This is a genomic window from Paracoccus sp. ME4 (assembly GCF_046736325.1).
Lineage (GTDB): Bacteria > Pseudomonadota > Alphaproteobacteria > Rhodobacterales > Rhodobacteraceae > Paracoccus.
On record NZ_CP151276.1, the window covers coordinates 2,666,303 to 2,678,753 of the forward strand.

Consider the following 12,451-nt stretch of genomic DNA (forward strand, 5'->3'; position numbering starts at 1 on the left):
GGGCATGTGAGGGCAGGCTTCAGCCTGCCAAATCGGTCTGGTCCTGAAGCCGGGCCAGAGTTTCCTCGCGGCCAAGCGCAGTCATCATGTCGAACACACTGGGGGTGGCGGTGGTCCCGGCCAGGGCGGCGCGCAGGGGCCCCGCGATCTTGCCCAGTCCGACGCCGTTCTCCTCGGCGACCGCCTTGGCCGCCGCCTCCAGATCGTCTCGGCTCCAGCTATCATTCTGCACTGCGGCAGTCAATGATTTCAGCATACCACGGGATACCGTATCCAGCGCCTTGGCCGCCTTTTCCTCCACGGGAACAGGGCGTTCGACCATGGCGAAACGGGCCTGATCCAGCAGCGCCGGCAGGGTTTTCGCCTTGTCCTTCAGGGCGCCCATCGCGCCCAGGATGCGCTGACGCTGCGTCGCGGTCAGCGCCGGCGCGCCCGTCTCCGACAGGTAATCCTCCAGCGCGGCCAGGACCTGATCGTCGGCCATCCGGCCGATATGGTGGCCGCTGACATGCTCCAGCTTCTTGAAGTCCAGCCGTGCGGGGGCGCGCCCGATCCTCTCCAGCCCGAACCACGCGCGGGCCTGCGCGTCGTCGAACAGCTCGTCGTCGCCATGGCTCCAGCCAAGCCGCGCCAGATAGTTGCGCATCGCCGCCGGCGGATAGCCAAGCGCCGCGAATTCGTGCAGGCCCACCGCGCCATGGCGCTTGGACAGCTTCTTGCCGTCCTCTGCGTGGATCAGCGGGATGTGGGCATAGGTCGGGCGCGGCCAGCCCATCGCGTCGATGATCTGGATCTGGCGGGCGGTGTTCGTCAGGTGGTCGTCGCCCCGGATCACATGGGTCACGCCCATGTCGTGATCGTCCACCACCACGGCCAGCATGTAGGTGGGCGTGCCGTCGCTGCGCAGCAGCACCATGTCGTCCAGCTGGTCGTTGGCCACGCGCACCGCGCCCTGCACCTGATCGTCGATCACCGTCTCGCCGTCGCGCGGTGCCTTCAGTCGGATCGCATAGGGCGCGTCGGGCAGATCGGTCGCATCGCGCCACGGGCTGAGGAAGGGCTGGCGCGGGTTCGCCTCGCGCCAGGCCGCAATCTCTTCGGTGGTGGAGAAGCACTTGTAGGCCGTGCCCTGGTCCAGCATCTGGCGGGCGACCTCGGCATGGCGGTCCTTGCGTTCGAACTGGCTGACGGGTTCGCCGTCCCAGTCCAGGCCCAGCCAGGTCAGGCCCTTCAGGATCGCCTCGGTCGCCTCGGGGGTGGAGCGGGCGCGGTCGGTATCCTCGATCCTCAGCAGGAACTTGCCGCCCCGCCCCCGCGCGAACAGCCAGTTGAACAGCGCCGTCCGGGCGCCGCCCACATGCAGATAGCCGGTGGGAGAGGGGGCGAAGCGGGTGACGATCTGGGTCATGGCGGCCTTTGGCAGGTTCGTGGCGGCACGGCGTTAACGCTTTGGTAAGCATCCCCGTGCCATCTTGCGGCCAAGTGATAGTCACCGGGTCGCGAAAGGACAAGGATGTTGCCCCAGACGGGCGCCGCCGCAGCGCCCCCGACCCTTGCGGCCCGTCCCGCGAACCCTGCCCATGCCGCCCGCGCCCGCACCCCGGCGGCGGTCCGGGCAGGGCTGTTCCCCTGGGTGCCGACCTGCCTCTCGGCCGGGATCGGGCTGTGGTATCTGGCCCCCGCGCTGCCCGGCCCGGCCTTCTGGATCGCGCTTGCGGCGGTCGTCGCCATCAGCCTGTGGCTGGCTCTCTCGGCCCCGCGATGGGCGGCACGGGGGCGGCTTGGCTGGGAACGCGCCGACATGCTGCATCTGGGCGCCATCGCGCTGTGCCTGACCGCCTGCGGCACCGGGCTGATCGCGTTCCGCGCCCATCAGGTCGCGGCCCCGGTGATGGAGTGGCGCTATTACGGCCCGGTCGAGGGGCGGGTGATCCATATCGACCGTTCAGGGCGCGACCGGATGCGGCTGACGCTGGACCGGGTCGTGCTGCGCGACACCGCGCCGGGCCGCACCCCGGCGCGGGTGCGGCTGTCCCTGATGGGCGAGGACGCCCTGCCCCCCCTGGGCCAGCGGGTGATGCTGACCGGCCATCTGGGCCCGCCCCCCGCCCCCGCATCGCCGGGCGGCTTCGATTTCCGCATGTTCGCGTGGTTCGACGGGCTGGGCGCGGTCGGCTATTCCCGCACCCCCATCATGGCCGTGGCCCCGCCCGAGGGAGGCCTATGGTGGGCGCACCGGGCACGCATGGCGATCAGCGCGGCCCTGCAGGAGCGGATCGGCGGACAGGCCGGGGCGGTGGCCTCGGCGCTGATGACCGGCGACCGCTCCGGCATCTCGGAGGAGACGAACGAGGTGATGCGCGCCTCGAACCTCTACCACATCATCTCGATCTCGGGGCTGCACATGGGAATGCTGGCGGCCTTCGTCTATGGCGGGGCGCGCATGGCGCTGGTCGCGCTGCAGGCCGCGGGGATCGGCCTCGCGCGGCCCATGCACAAATGGGCCGCGGGCATCGCGCTGGCGGCGGCGGCGGCCTATCTGTGGCTGTCGGGCGGCGGCGTGGCGACCGAACGCTCGTTCATCATGGTCGCGGTCATGCTGGGCGCGATCATCGCGGACCGGCGCGCGATCTCGCTGCGCACCGTGGCGCTGGCCGCGACCATCGTGCTGATCTATTCGCCCGAGGCCCTGGTCAGCGCGGGCTTCCAGATGAGCTTCGCGGCCACCGGGGCGCTGATCCTGGTCTACGGCCCCTGGGCGCGGCTGCAGCCGCATGTGCCATGGTGGGCGCGCGCGGTCGCGATGCTGATCCTGTCCTCGCTGATCGCCGCGCTGGCGACTTCGCCCATCGCCGCAGCGCATTTCAACCGCATGGCGCAGTACGGCCTTCTGGCGAACCTGCTGGCGGTCCCGGTCATGGGCACGCTGGTGATGCCCGCAGGCGTGATCGCGGCGATCCTCGCCCCGCTCGGCCTCGAGGCGCCGGCCCTCTGGGTCATGGGCATCGGCACGGAATGGATGCTCTGGGTCGCGCGCTTCGTCGCGGGCCTTGGCGGCGCGGTCACGGGCATCGCCAAGCCGCCGTCGGCGGTCGTGCCGCTGATGGGCTTCGGCGCGACGCTGGCGATCCTGTGCTGGCGCCCGCGCGGTCAGCGCGGGACGCTGCGCGGCGCGGGGCTGGCGGCGTCGCTGGCGATGCTGACGGCGGCGGCGCTCTTGTGGCTGACCGCCACGCGGCCCCTGCTGCTGGTCGCGCCCGAGGCCGAGGCCGTGGGGCTGATGACCCCCGCGGGCCGGGCCATCTCACGGCCGACGGGCGGGTCCTTCGGCGTCTCGACCTGGCTGCAGGAGGATGGGGACCTGGCCGATCAGGAACAGGCAGCCGCCCGCCCCGCCTGGTCCGGCGACAGACGCGACCGCCGGGCCGATCTGCCCCAAAGCTGGCAGGTCTGGCACCTGACCGGCAAGGGCTCGGGCAATCGCGCGGCCGAGGCCTGCCGCCCCCGCCGCATCGTCATCGCAAGCGAACCCGCGACGCTCGACGGCCCCGTGCCCTGCCTGCTCCTCGACCCGCGCCGCCTGAGGGATACGGGCGCCGTCGCGATCCGCATGACAGCGTCGGGACCCGTCGTCACGGGCACCGCGCCCATGCCCCTGACCCTCGAACGCTGACGGCACCGGGCGACATCGGACAGGTTTTTACGACCCCGCGTGCCGGCCCGACCCACGGGACGACGCCGTCCGGGGTCGTCGTCAGGCCCGCGTCAGGCGCGCCACCAGACGCCGCGTCGCCGGCGCCACGATCAGCACCGCCGGAAAGGCCACTGCCCAGCTGGACAGCCAGTTGCCCAGCCACAGCCCGCCGATCCCCTGGACCAACCCCACCGCCCGCAGCGTCGCGATCCCCGAGACCAGCGACGACATCAGCCCCGACAGGATCAGCCCGAACAGGACGGGCGCAAACCGGGCGGGGATCACGGCGCGGACCCGGACGTCACCACGTCAGGCGACCTCGGCGAAGACCTTGCCCAGGGCCTTGTCCAGCTTCTCGAACATCTCGTCCATCTGCGCGGGCGTCAGGATGAAGGGCGGGCACAGCACGATCGACTGCCCCAGCGGGCGGCAGATCAGGCCCATGTCGGTGCAGGTGTTGGCAATCCGCTCGCTGACCGACAGATGCCCCTCGAAGGGCGTCTTGGTCGCCTTGTCGCGCACCGCCTCCAGCGCCCACATGAAGCCCACGCCGCGATATTCGCCGATGTTCGGATTCTGCGCCAGCTGCCGCAGCCCGTCCTCGAAGCGCGGGGCCAGGTCGATGACGTTCTGCGCCAGCCCCTCGTTCATCACCACGTCGATGGCCTTCAACGCGATCGCGCAGCCGACCGGGTGGCCCGACGCGGTGAAGCCGTGTGGGAACTCCTCGATCTTGTCGATGGCGGCCTGCAGGCGGTCGGTCAGTTCCGGCCCCAGGATCACCGCGCCCATCGGGAACAGCCCCGCCGTCAGGTTCTTGGAGCTGATGATCGCGTCGGGGACGAAATCATAGGTCACCGACCCCCAGGTGTTGCCCGTGCGTCCGAACCCGGTGATCACCTCGTCCGCGATCATCGGGATGCCGTGCTTTTTCAGCACCGGCAGGATCGCCTGGAAATACCCCTCGGACGGCGGAATGACCCCGCCCGCGCCCTGCACGGGTTCCGCAAAGAAGCCCGCGATGGTGTCCGCGCCCTCGCGCTGGATCGTCTCGTCCAGCTCGCGCGCCAGCCGGGCGGTGAACTCCGCCTCGGTCTCGCCGGCCTCGCCATAGCGCCAGTAATGCGGACAGGTCAGGTGGATGAAGCCCGGCAGCGGCAGGCCGAACACCTCGTTATAGGGCTTGCCGGTCATGCTGGCCGAGACCGCCGTCACCCCGTGATAAGCGTTCCAGCGCGTCAGAATCTTGCGCTTTTTCGGGTTGCCTTCGGAGGCATGCATGAACCACAGCATCTTGACCATGGTGTCGTTCGCCTCGGAACCCGAATTGGTGTAGAACACCTTGCCGCGCGCGAAGGGCGACACCTCGATCAGCTTCTCGGACAGCATCACCGTCTGGTCGGACATCCGCCCGAAGAACGCGTGATAGCCCGGAAAGCGGTCGTACTGATCCTTGGCGGCCTGGGCCAGGCCCTTGTGGTCGAACCCCGCGACCATGTTCCATAGGCCCGAATTGGCATCCAGATAGCGGTTGCCGTTCACGTCCACCACATAGGGCCCCTCGCCATGGGTCAGCACCACCGCGCCGCGCTTGTGCACGCTTGGCAGGTCGGTGAAGCCATAGAGCGAATATTCGTCGGCGCGTGCTTCCCAGCTTTGCGGGGTGGTCATGGGCGGTCTCCTTGCCGGATGTTGGGAACAGGCTAGCCGGGCACCGGGCCGCGTTCAATGGGGGACGCTTGTGCAGATCGTGCAACCGGGGCAGAGTTCGCCCGAACCGACGGAGGAGCCCCCATGAGACATCTGATGCTGGCCGCGGCCGCTACCCTGGCCTGCGCCGCCCCCGCCCTGTCCGAGAACCGCATCGACCTGATCCGTCCCGACGCGCCCGAACTGGCGGCGCGGGGACCGCATCCGGTCGGCGTGCGCGCCCAGAGCTTCACCGACCCCGACCGCATCGACGTGATCGCCGCCATCGAACAGGGCGGCACCCCCACCGCCGAGCGCGTCCTTCAGACCGAGATCTGGTATCCCGCCGCCGACGGCACCGAAGCAGGCACCACCTATGACACCATCCTGCGCGACGGGGTGACGCCCACCGTCCTGACCGGCAGTGCCGCCCGCGACGCGGCCCCGGCCGAGGGGTCCTTCCCGCTGGTCATCCTGTCGCACGGCTATCCCGGCAACCGCTATCTGATGAGCCACTTGGCCGAGAACCTGGCCTCCAAGGGCTATGTCGTGGTCGCGGCCGACCATCCCGAAAGCACCTATGACGACCAGCAGGCCTTCGCCTCGACCCTGGTGAACCGGGCGGTGGACCAGCGCTTCCTGCTGGACAGCATGGCTGGGCTGGAGGGCGATCTGGGCGCGATCACCGATGCGGAGCGCGCGGCGGTCGTGGGCTATTCGATGGGCGGCTACGGCGCGCTGATCTTCGGCGGCGCGGGCCTGTCGCCCACCGCGCTGGAGCGGACCGAGCCTGCGGGCTTCGTGCCGCCCGCGGGTCTTCTGGACCGCCTCGCCGCCGGAAGCGAGGATCACGCGGCCCTGGTCGATCCGCGCATCAAGGCGGTCGTGGCCATCGCCCCCTGGGGCCGCCAGCACGAGTTCTGGGACGCCGACGGGCTAAACGATCTGGCCAAGCCGCTGCTGCTGGTCTCGGGCAGCGACGACGACGTGTCCATCTATGACGCGATCCGGCAGGTCTTCGACCAGACGACCGCGACGACGCGGCACCTGCTGACCTTCGATCACGCCAACCACAACGCCGCCGCCCCGATCCCCGCCCCGGCCGAGGCCTGGGCCTTTTCCGAGACCCTGGGCCGCGCACCCTTCGACCATTACGCCGATCCGGTCTGGGACAGCGTGCGGATGAACAACATCCTGCAGCATTTCACCACGGCGTTCCTGGACCAGCACCTGAAGGGCGAGGATCGCGGCGCCTTCCTGGACCTGGTGCCCGATGCCGAGGACGGAGTCTGGTCGGTCGATGACGCCGGCACGCCCGACGCGGCCCACAACTATTGGGCGGGCTTTCCCGAGCGCAGCGCCAAGGGCCTGATGTTCGAGACGAAACCCGCGGGCCAATAAGTCACGGGCGGCGCAGGCCGATCTGGTCGAGCGCCGCCTCCAGCGCGGTCAGCGGGCGGCGATCGCCCACCAGCGCGTCGAAGCGCGCGCGCAGGGCGGCCTTCTCGGCGCCCTTGCAGTCGTTCCACGGCCGCCCCTGCAGCGCCATGTGCAGCACGTAATAGCCGATGAAATGCGGCCTCTCTCCCGATGCGATCAGCGCCGCATAGGCCGCATCCGCCCCCATCGCCCTGAGCGCCGCCGCATCCGGCACGCCCGCCGCGATCAGCGCCCGCGCGGTGGCGGGGCCGATGTTGCGGATCTGGGTCAGGTCACTTTCCATCCCGTGCCTTTCCAAAAGCCTGCATTTCCTGTATCGCTGCGCGACCTTCAGGAACAGGCATGACATGACCGCCCATAACCCGGCCGCGAAGAAACTGTTCATCAAGACCTACGGGTGCCAGATGAACGTCTATGACAGCCAGCGCATGGCCGAGGCGATGGGCGCCGAGGGCTATGTCCTGACCGAGGATCAGTCGGACGCCGACATGGTCCTGCTGAACACCTGCCACATCCGCGAGAAGGCGGCCGAGAAGCTGTACAGCGACCTGGGCCGGCTGAAGCCCCTGAAGGCCGCGCGCCCCGACCTGAAGATCGGCGTCGCGGGCTGCGTGGCCCAGGCCGAGGGGGCTGAGATCATCCGCCGGATGCCGCTGGTCGATCTGGTCGTCGGGCCGCAGACCTATCACCGCCTGCCCGCCATGGTGCGCGGCGAGGCGCCCGCCATCGACACCGATTTCCCCGAGGAAGACAAGTTCGACCACCTGCCCGCCCCCCGCGCGACGCGGCGCGCGCCCGCGGCCTTCCTGACCGTGCAGGAGGGCTGCGACAAGTTCTGCGCCTTCTGCGTTGTGCCCTATACCCGCGGCGCCGAGGTCAGCCGCCCCGTCGAACGCATCCTGTCCGAGGCCCGCGACCTGGTCGAACGCGGTGTGCGCGAGATCACCCTGCTGGGCCAGAACGTCAACGGCTGGCACGGCGGAGAGGGCGGCTTCGGTGCGCTGATCCGCGCGCTGGCCGACATTCCCGGCCTGGACCGCATCCGCTACACGACCAGCCACCCCAACGACATGGCCGACGACCTGATCGAGGCGCATCGCGACATCCCGCAGCTGATGCCCTATCTGCACCTGCCGGTGCAGTCGGGCAGCGACCGCATTCTGAAGGCGATGAACCGCAAGCACACGGCCGAGCAGTACCTGCGCCTGATCGACCGCATCCGCGCGGCGCGCCCCGACATCCTGCTGACCAGCGACTTCATCGTGGGCTTCCCCGGAGAGACGGACCAGGACCATCAGGACACGCTGCGGCTGGTCCGCGAGGTGGGCTTCGGCACGGCCTTCAGCTTCAAGTACTCGCCCCGCCCCGGCACGCCCGCCTTCGACCGCCCCGAGGTCGAGGGCGCCGTGGCCGACGCGCGCCTGCAGGAGCTGCAGGCCCTGCTGACGCAGCAGCAGCAGGCCGTCCAGCGGTCGATGGTGGGCCGCACCGTCCAGGTCCTGTTCGAGAAGCCCGGCCGCGAGGCGGGCCAGATGGTGGGCAAGTCCGACTATCTGCACCCGGTCTTCGTCGCCGCCCCCGATGTGCAGGTGGGCGATCTGCGCGCCGTGCGCATCCTGTCCAGCCAGCGCAACTCGCTGGAGGGCGTGCTGGTCTGACGGAATAAGGGCCCCCGGCAGGATCGCACAATCAGCCGGGGGCCTGTCCCCCACGCGGCGGAGCCTGCGCGGAAGCGGTGGTCGCGGGGATGCCGCGAAGCGCTGGCCGACCCCCCGCTGGATGCGCGAACAGGGCGGGGGGCCGGACCGTCCGCCGCACGTTCTGCGCAGCGGAGGCCGTGGCCGGTCGGGTGTCGTCCCCGCCGGCGATCTCTGGCCGCGGTACCTTTCCGGCCGCGCGTCCGATCGGGTCGATTCGTCGTCCCGTGATGCCTGTCTAGGCCGCCGCCGCCGCGGCGTCCTTGATCCGGATCAAATCGCGCGATTGATCGGGATCAAGGCGCCCCGCCCCGCCCCGCCGCAGGATGGGTCGGACGGCAACAGGAGGCGACCATGGCCTACAAGACGATTCTCACGGTTCTCAGCCACCCGGCGCAGATCGCGCATCTGGACGGCGCCGCCGCCCTGGCCGCGTCCGAGGATGCGCATCTGGACATCCTGTGCCTGGGCGTGGACTTCAGCCAGGCGGGCTACTTCTTCCCCGGCGGCACGCCCTATGGCTGGCAGGAGGCGATCGCGACCGCCACCCAGGATGCCCGCGACCTCGAGGCGCAGGTCCGCACGCATATGGGGGCGATGCACGACCTGCGCTGGTCCTGCGAGGCCGCGGTGACGCAGACCCTGGGCATCGCGGCGCTGGTCGGGCTGCGGGCGCGGTTCTCGGACCTGACGGTCCTGGCCAGCCCCTATGCCGAAGGGCAGCCCGCCGCGGCGCAGGAGGTGCTGGAGGCCGCGCTGTTCCAGGGCGGCTGCCCCACGCTGATCCTGCCCCCGGACCGCACCCCCGCCCTGCCGCCGCAGCGCGTCCTGCTGGCCTGGAACCAGTCGGCCGAGGCCTTGGCCGCAACCCGCCGCGCCCTGCCGCTGCTGCGCGCCGCCCGCATGGTCGAGATCGCCTGCATCGATCCGCGCCAGGACGGCCCGGAACGCTCGGACCCCGGCGGGGCGCTGGCGCAGATGCTGACCCGGCACGGCGTCGCGGTGCAGATCGCGGTCCTGGCCCGCCGCCAGCCGCGCATCAGCGACGAGATCAACCGCCGCGCGGTCGAGATCGACGCCGACATGGTGGTGATGGGCGCCTATGGCCATTCCCGCCTGCGCGAGGCGATCCTGGGCGGTGCGACCCGCAACATGCTGGAACAGGCGCGGCTGCCGGTCTTCCTGGCGCGATGACCCCGCGATCAGGGCGCCGGCAGGGGGGTGCGGGGGGACGGCCAGTCCCCCCGCCGTCGCGGGACGCAATCAGACGCCGCGCCGGTTGCCCCACAGCATCACATGCAGCTGCGGCAGGACGCGGGGCCGGAACCAGCCGTCGGCGGTCACCCGTTCGACCAGCCACAGCAGGCGGTCGGCCACGTCCTGGGCCGCGACCGGCACCTCCGGATCGACCTCCGGGTTGCCAGGCTGCAGCACCAGCGGCAGGTCCGGGTGACGACCGGCCCAGTCCCGGGCCCAGGCATAGTCGACCTCGTCGAAGACCACGATCTTCAGCACCGTCGCCACACCCCTCCCCGCCGCAAGGCAGGCCTCGAAGGCGGCCGGGTCGGGGCGCTCTCCGCTGGAGGGGGGCTTCGGGCTCAGCACCAGCATGTCCAGATCCGCGAACCAGTCGCGCGCGATGGACCCCTGCGTCTCCAGCGCGAAGCCGTAGCCCTCGGCCCGCCCCAGGGCGATCAGCGGCGCGAAATCCTGGATCGCCGGGTTCCCGCCCGAGATCGACACCGTCAACGGCCGCCCCCCTGACAGAGCGCGCACCCGCTCCATCACCGCGGCGGGCTCCATCGCGGCCCAGCTGTCGCGGTGGATGCCGTCCACCGCATGCAGCGAATCGCACCACGAACAGCGATAGTCGCAGCCGCCCGCCCGCACGAAGACCGTGGGCTGCCCGATCAGCGCCCCCTCGCCCTGGATGGTCGGGCCGAAGATCTCGGCGATGCGCAGCCGGGTCACGGCCGGTACTCCGCCCAGGTCTTGGGCGTCTCGCTGACCTTGACGGCGCTGGTCTCGGGCCAGCGCGCGCGGCACCAGTCGAACAGGTGCCGCGCCAGGTTCTCGGCGGTCGAGGGCACGTCCAGCACGTCGTTCAGGTGCCGGTGATCGAAGCTGCCGTCCAGATAGGCCTTCAGCGGCGCCAGCTCGTGATAGTCGCGCACGAACCCGTCCGCGTTCAGGTCGGGCGCGGCCAGTTCGACCACGACGACATAGTTGTGGCCGTGCAGCCGCGCGCATTGGTGATCCGCGGGCAGATGCTCCAGCCGATGCGACGCGCTGAAGTGGAACTCCTTGCTGATCCGGAACATCACGCGCCCCCCGCCGCATGGGCCGCCACCGCGGCCTGCCAGAAGTCGGGATCGTCGTATTCCGTCGGGTCGGCGACCGCCGCCAGATGGAACGCCTCGCGGCGCTCCACGCAGGTGCCGCAGCGACCGCAATGCAGCGCACCGCCCTTGTAGCAGGACCAGGTCTGCGCGAAGGGCGTCCCCGCCGCCGCACCGGCGGACACGATGTCGGCCTTGGTCGCATGGACGAAGGGCACCTCCAGCGCGACATCGGCGTAACCGTCCAGCGCCGCGCGCTGCATGGCGGCAAAGGCGTCGGTGAAGGCCGGGCGGCAGTCGGGATAGATGAAGTGGTCGCCCCCATGCACCGCCGCGGCCACCGCCGCGTCACCGTTGGCCGCCCCGATCCCGAAGGCCACGGTCAGCATGATCGCGTTGCGGTTGGGCACGACGGTGACGCGCATGGTCGCTTCGGCGTAATGGCCGTCGGGCACGGCGACCGCATCGGTCAGCGCCGATCCCGACAGCGCCGCACCCAGACCCGACAGGTCGACCAGGTGGAACGGCACGCTCAGGCGCTCGGCGCAGGCGCGGGCAAAGTCCAGCTCCTTGCGGTGGCGCTGGCCGTAATCGAAGCTGACGATGCGCGAGAGCCGCCCCCCGGCGGCGAGGACATGGGCAAGCGAGACGGAGTCCAGCCCGCCCGAACAGACGAGAGCAGTCTTCATGATGTGAACCCTTGTTTTTGTGACCCGGGTAGGCTGCGACCGGGAGGCCGTCCTCTAGCAGGGCCGGACGGCCAGGGGAACCCCCGCGCCCCTCAGGCGGATGCGCGGCCCGCGCCGTCGTCGCCCGACACTGCCAGCAGGCGCGCGTAATCGGGCAGCACGATGCCGCGCTTGCCCGCGACCTCGATCAACCCCTCCTGGCGCAGGGCGGTGATCTGGCGGCTGACGGTCTCGATCGTCAGGCCCAGATAGTCGCCCATCGCCTCTCGGCTCAGCGGCAGTTCCAGCGCGATGCGGCCCGCGGGGCGGCGCCGGTCCAGCGCGGCCTGCCGCCGGGCGATGATCGCGATGAACGAGGCGATCTTCTCGCGCGCCGTCTTGCGGCCCAGCAGCAGCATCCATTCGCGCGCCGCGTCCAGCTCGTCCAGGGTCATGGCCAGCAGGCGATGCGCCAGATGCGGCGTGCGCTGCATCATCTGCTCGAACGGCGCGCGGCGGAAGCAGCACAGCAGCACGTCCGTCGCCGCGCGGGCATGATAGCTGGCCCTGTCGCGCCCCGGCCGGCCCAGGAAATCACTGGGCAGCAGCAGGCCGACCATCTGCGTGCGCCCGTCCTCCAGCGTCTGCGTCAGCGTCGCGACCCCGCTGACGACCGAGGCGACGAAATCCATCTGGTCGCCCTCCCACAGGATCGACTGCCCTGCCTCGAAGCTGCGATAGAACTTCATCCGCTCCAGCTGGGCCAGCTCATCGCCCTCGCAGGTCGCGCAGACCGCGCGATAGCGGATGGGGCAGTCCCCGCAGCGCATCTTGTCATGCGCGGGATCGGGGCCGACGGATGGGGACGTGGCGGGCTTGCGCATGCCCTGATGCTAAGCCGCGACCATCCGCCGCGCAACCAAT

The 12,451-nt window shown here is 70.5% G+C and carries 12 protein-coding genes; 4 read left to right on the plus strand and 8 right to left on the minus strand.

Features of this window, described 5'->3' with window-relative positions; translation table 11 throughout:
- Positions 1 to 19: 19 nt before the first annotated feature.
- A complete protein-coding gene (gene gltX / locus AACG61_RS13590; RefSeq protein ID WP_411837637.1) occupies positions 20 to 1,408 on the minus strand; it encodes a glutamate--tRNA ligase in 1,389 nt (462 codons plus the stop codon).
- Positions 1,409 to 1,513: 105 nt separating this feature from the next.
- Here gltX and AACG61_RS13595 point away from each other — a divergent pair, with 105 nt between their 5' ends.
- Complete coding sequence (locus AACG61_RS13595) at positions 1,514 to 3,673, plus strand: ComEC/Rec2 family competence protein (protein ID WP_411837638.1); 2,160 nt, start codon at positions 1,514 to 1,516, stop codon at positions 3,671 to 3,673.
- 81 nt (positions 3,674 to 3,754) lie between these two features.
- Here AACG61_RS13595 and AACG61_RS13600 read toward each other — a convergent pair whose 3' ends face one another.
- Both AACG61_RS13600 and AACG61_RS13605 read right to left on the minus strand, forming a co-directional pair.
- Positions 3,755 to 3,979, minus strand: a complete 225-nt coding sequence (locus AACG61_RS13600; RefSeq protein WP_411837639.1) for a DUF2798 domain-containing protein — start codon at positions 3,977 to 3,979, stop codon at positions 3,755 to 3,757.
- A gap of 24 nt (positions 3,980 to 4,003) precedes the next feature.
- Positions 4,004 to 5,365, minus strand: coding sequence for an aminotransferase (locus AACG61_RS13605; protein WP_411837640.1), 1,362 nt, complete (start codon positions 5,363 to 5,365; stop codon positions 4,004 to 4,006).
- Positions 5,366 to 5,488: 123 nt separating this feature from the next.
- Here AACG61_RS13605 and AACG61_RS13610 point away from each other — a divergent pair, with 123 nt between their 5' ends.
- Complete coding sequence (locus AACG61_RS13610; RefSeq protein WP_411837641.1) at positions 5,489 to 6,784, plus strand: alpha/beta hydrolase family protein; 1,296 nt, start codon at positions 5,489 to 5,491, stop codon at positions 6,782 to 6,784.
- 1 nt (position 6,785) lies between these two features.
- On the opposite strand, the gene AACG61_RS13615 is transcribed toward AACG61_RS13610, so the two are convergent.
- Complete coding sequence (locus AACG61_RS13615; protein WP_411837642.1) at positions 6,786 to 7,106, minus strand: TfoX/Sxy family DNA transformation protein; 321 nt, start codon at positions 7,104 to 7,106, stop codon at positions 6,786 to 6,788.
- Between the two features lie 64 nt (positions 7,107 to 7,170).
- Here AACG61_RS13615 and miaB point away from each other — a divergent pair, with 64 nt between their 5' ends.
- Complete coding sequence (gene miaB, locus AACG61_RS13620; RefSeq protein WP_411837643.1) at positions 7,171 to 8,481, plus strand: tRNA (N6-isopentenyl adenosine(37)-C2)-methylthiotransferase MiaB; 1,311 nt, start codon at positions 7,171 to 7,173, stop codon at positions 8,479 to 8,481.
- 393 nt (positions 8,482 to 8,874) lie between these two features.
- Positions 8,875 to 9,714 carry a universal stress protein gene (locus AACG61_RS13625; RefSeq protein WP_411837644.1) on the plus strand — a complete coding sequence of 280 codons (840 nt, stop codon included), beginning with the start codon at positions 8,875 to 8,877 and terminating at the stop codon, positions 9,712 to 9,714.
- Between the two features lie 69 nt (positions 9,715 to 9,783).
- Here the strand turns inward: AACG61_RS13625 and queE are convergent, their stop codons facing one another.
- The 4 genes from queE to fnrL form a co-directional block, all read right to left on the minus strand.
- Positions 9,784 to 10,491, minus strand: coding sequence for a 7-carboxy-7-deazaguanine synthase QueE (queE, locus tag AACG61_RS13630; RefSeq protein ID WP_411837645.1), 708 nt, complete (start codon positions 10,489 to 10,491; stop codon positions 9,784 to 9,786).
- Positions 10,488 to 10,841 (minus strand): 6-carboxytetrahydropterin synthase QueD, encoded by a 354-nt coding sequence (gene queD / locus AACG61_RS13635; protein ID WP_411837646.1) that lies wholly within the window; start codon positions 10,839 to 10,841, stop codon positions 10,488 to 10,490. Before queD ends, queE begins: the two co-directional genes overlap by 4 nt.
- Positions 10,841 to 11,548, minus strand: a complete 708-nt coding sequence (gene queC, locus AACG61_RS13640) for a 7-cyano-7-deazaguanine synthase QueC (protein ID WP_411837647.1) — start codon at positions 11,546 to 11,548, stop codon at positions 10,841 to 10,843. The genes queD and queC overlap by 1 nt, the downstream gene beginning before the upstream one ends.
- A 92-nt stretch (positions 11,549 to 11,640) precedes the next feature.
- Positions 11,641 to 12,411, minus strand: coding sequence for a transcriptional regulator FnrL (gene fnrL / locus AACG61_RS13645; RefSeq protein ID WP_411837648.1), 771 nt, complete (start codon positions 12,409 to 12,411; stop codon positions 11,641 to 11,643).
- Positions 12,412 to 12,451 lie beyond the last annotated feature (40 nt).

Excerpts from the sequence above, each read along its gene's own strand:
- gltX (WP_411837637.1), bottom strand. The coding sequence starts at position 1,408 with ATGACCCAGATCGTCACCCGCTTCGCCCCCTCTCCCACCGGCTATCTG.
- AACG61_RS13595 (WP_411837638.1), top strand. The coding sequence starts at position 1,514 with ATGTTGCCCCAGACGGGCGCCGCCGCAGCGCCCCCGACCCTTGCGGCC.
- AACG61_RS13605 (WP_411837640.1), bottom strand. The coding sequence starts at position 5,365 with ATGACCACCCCGCAAAGCTGGGAAGCACGCGCCGACGAATATTCGCTC.
- AACG61_RS13610 (WP_411837641.1), top strand. The coding sequence starts at position 5,489 with ATGAGACATCTGATGCTGGCCGCGGCCGCTACCCTGGCCTGCGCCGCC.
- AACG61_RS13615 (WP_411837642.1), bottom strand. The coding sequence starts at position 7,106 with ATGGAAAGTGACCTGACCCAGATCCGCAACATCGGCCCCGCCACCGCG.
- miaB (WP_411837643.1), top strand. The coding sequence starts at position 7,171 with ATGACCGCCCATAACCCGGCCGCGAAGAAACTGTTCATCAAGACCTAC.
- AACG61_RS13625 (WP_411837644.1), top strand. The coding sequence starts at position 8,875 with ATGGCCTACAAGACGATTCTCACGGTTCTCAGCCACCCGGCGCAGATC.
- queD (WP_411837646.1), bottom strand. The coding sequence starts at position 10,841 with ATGTTCCGGATCAGCAAGGAGTTCCACTTCAGCGCGTCGCATCGGCTG.
- queC (WP_411837647.1), bottom strand. The coding sequence starts at position 11,548 with ATGAAGACTGCTCTCGTCTGTTCGGGCGGGCTGGACTCCGTCTCGCTT.
- fnrL (WP_411837648.1), bottom strand. The coding sequence starts at position 12,411 with ATGCGCAAGCCCGCCACGTCCCCATCCGTCGGCCCCGATCCCGCGCAT.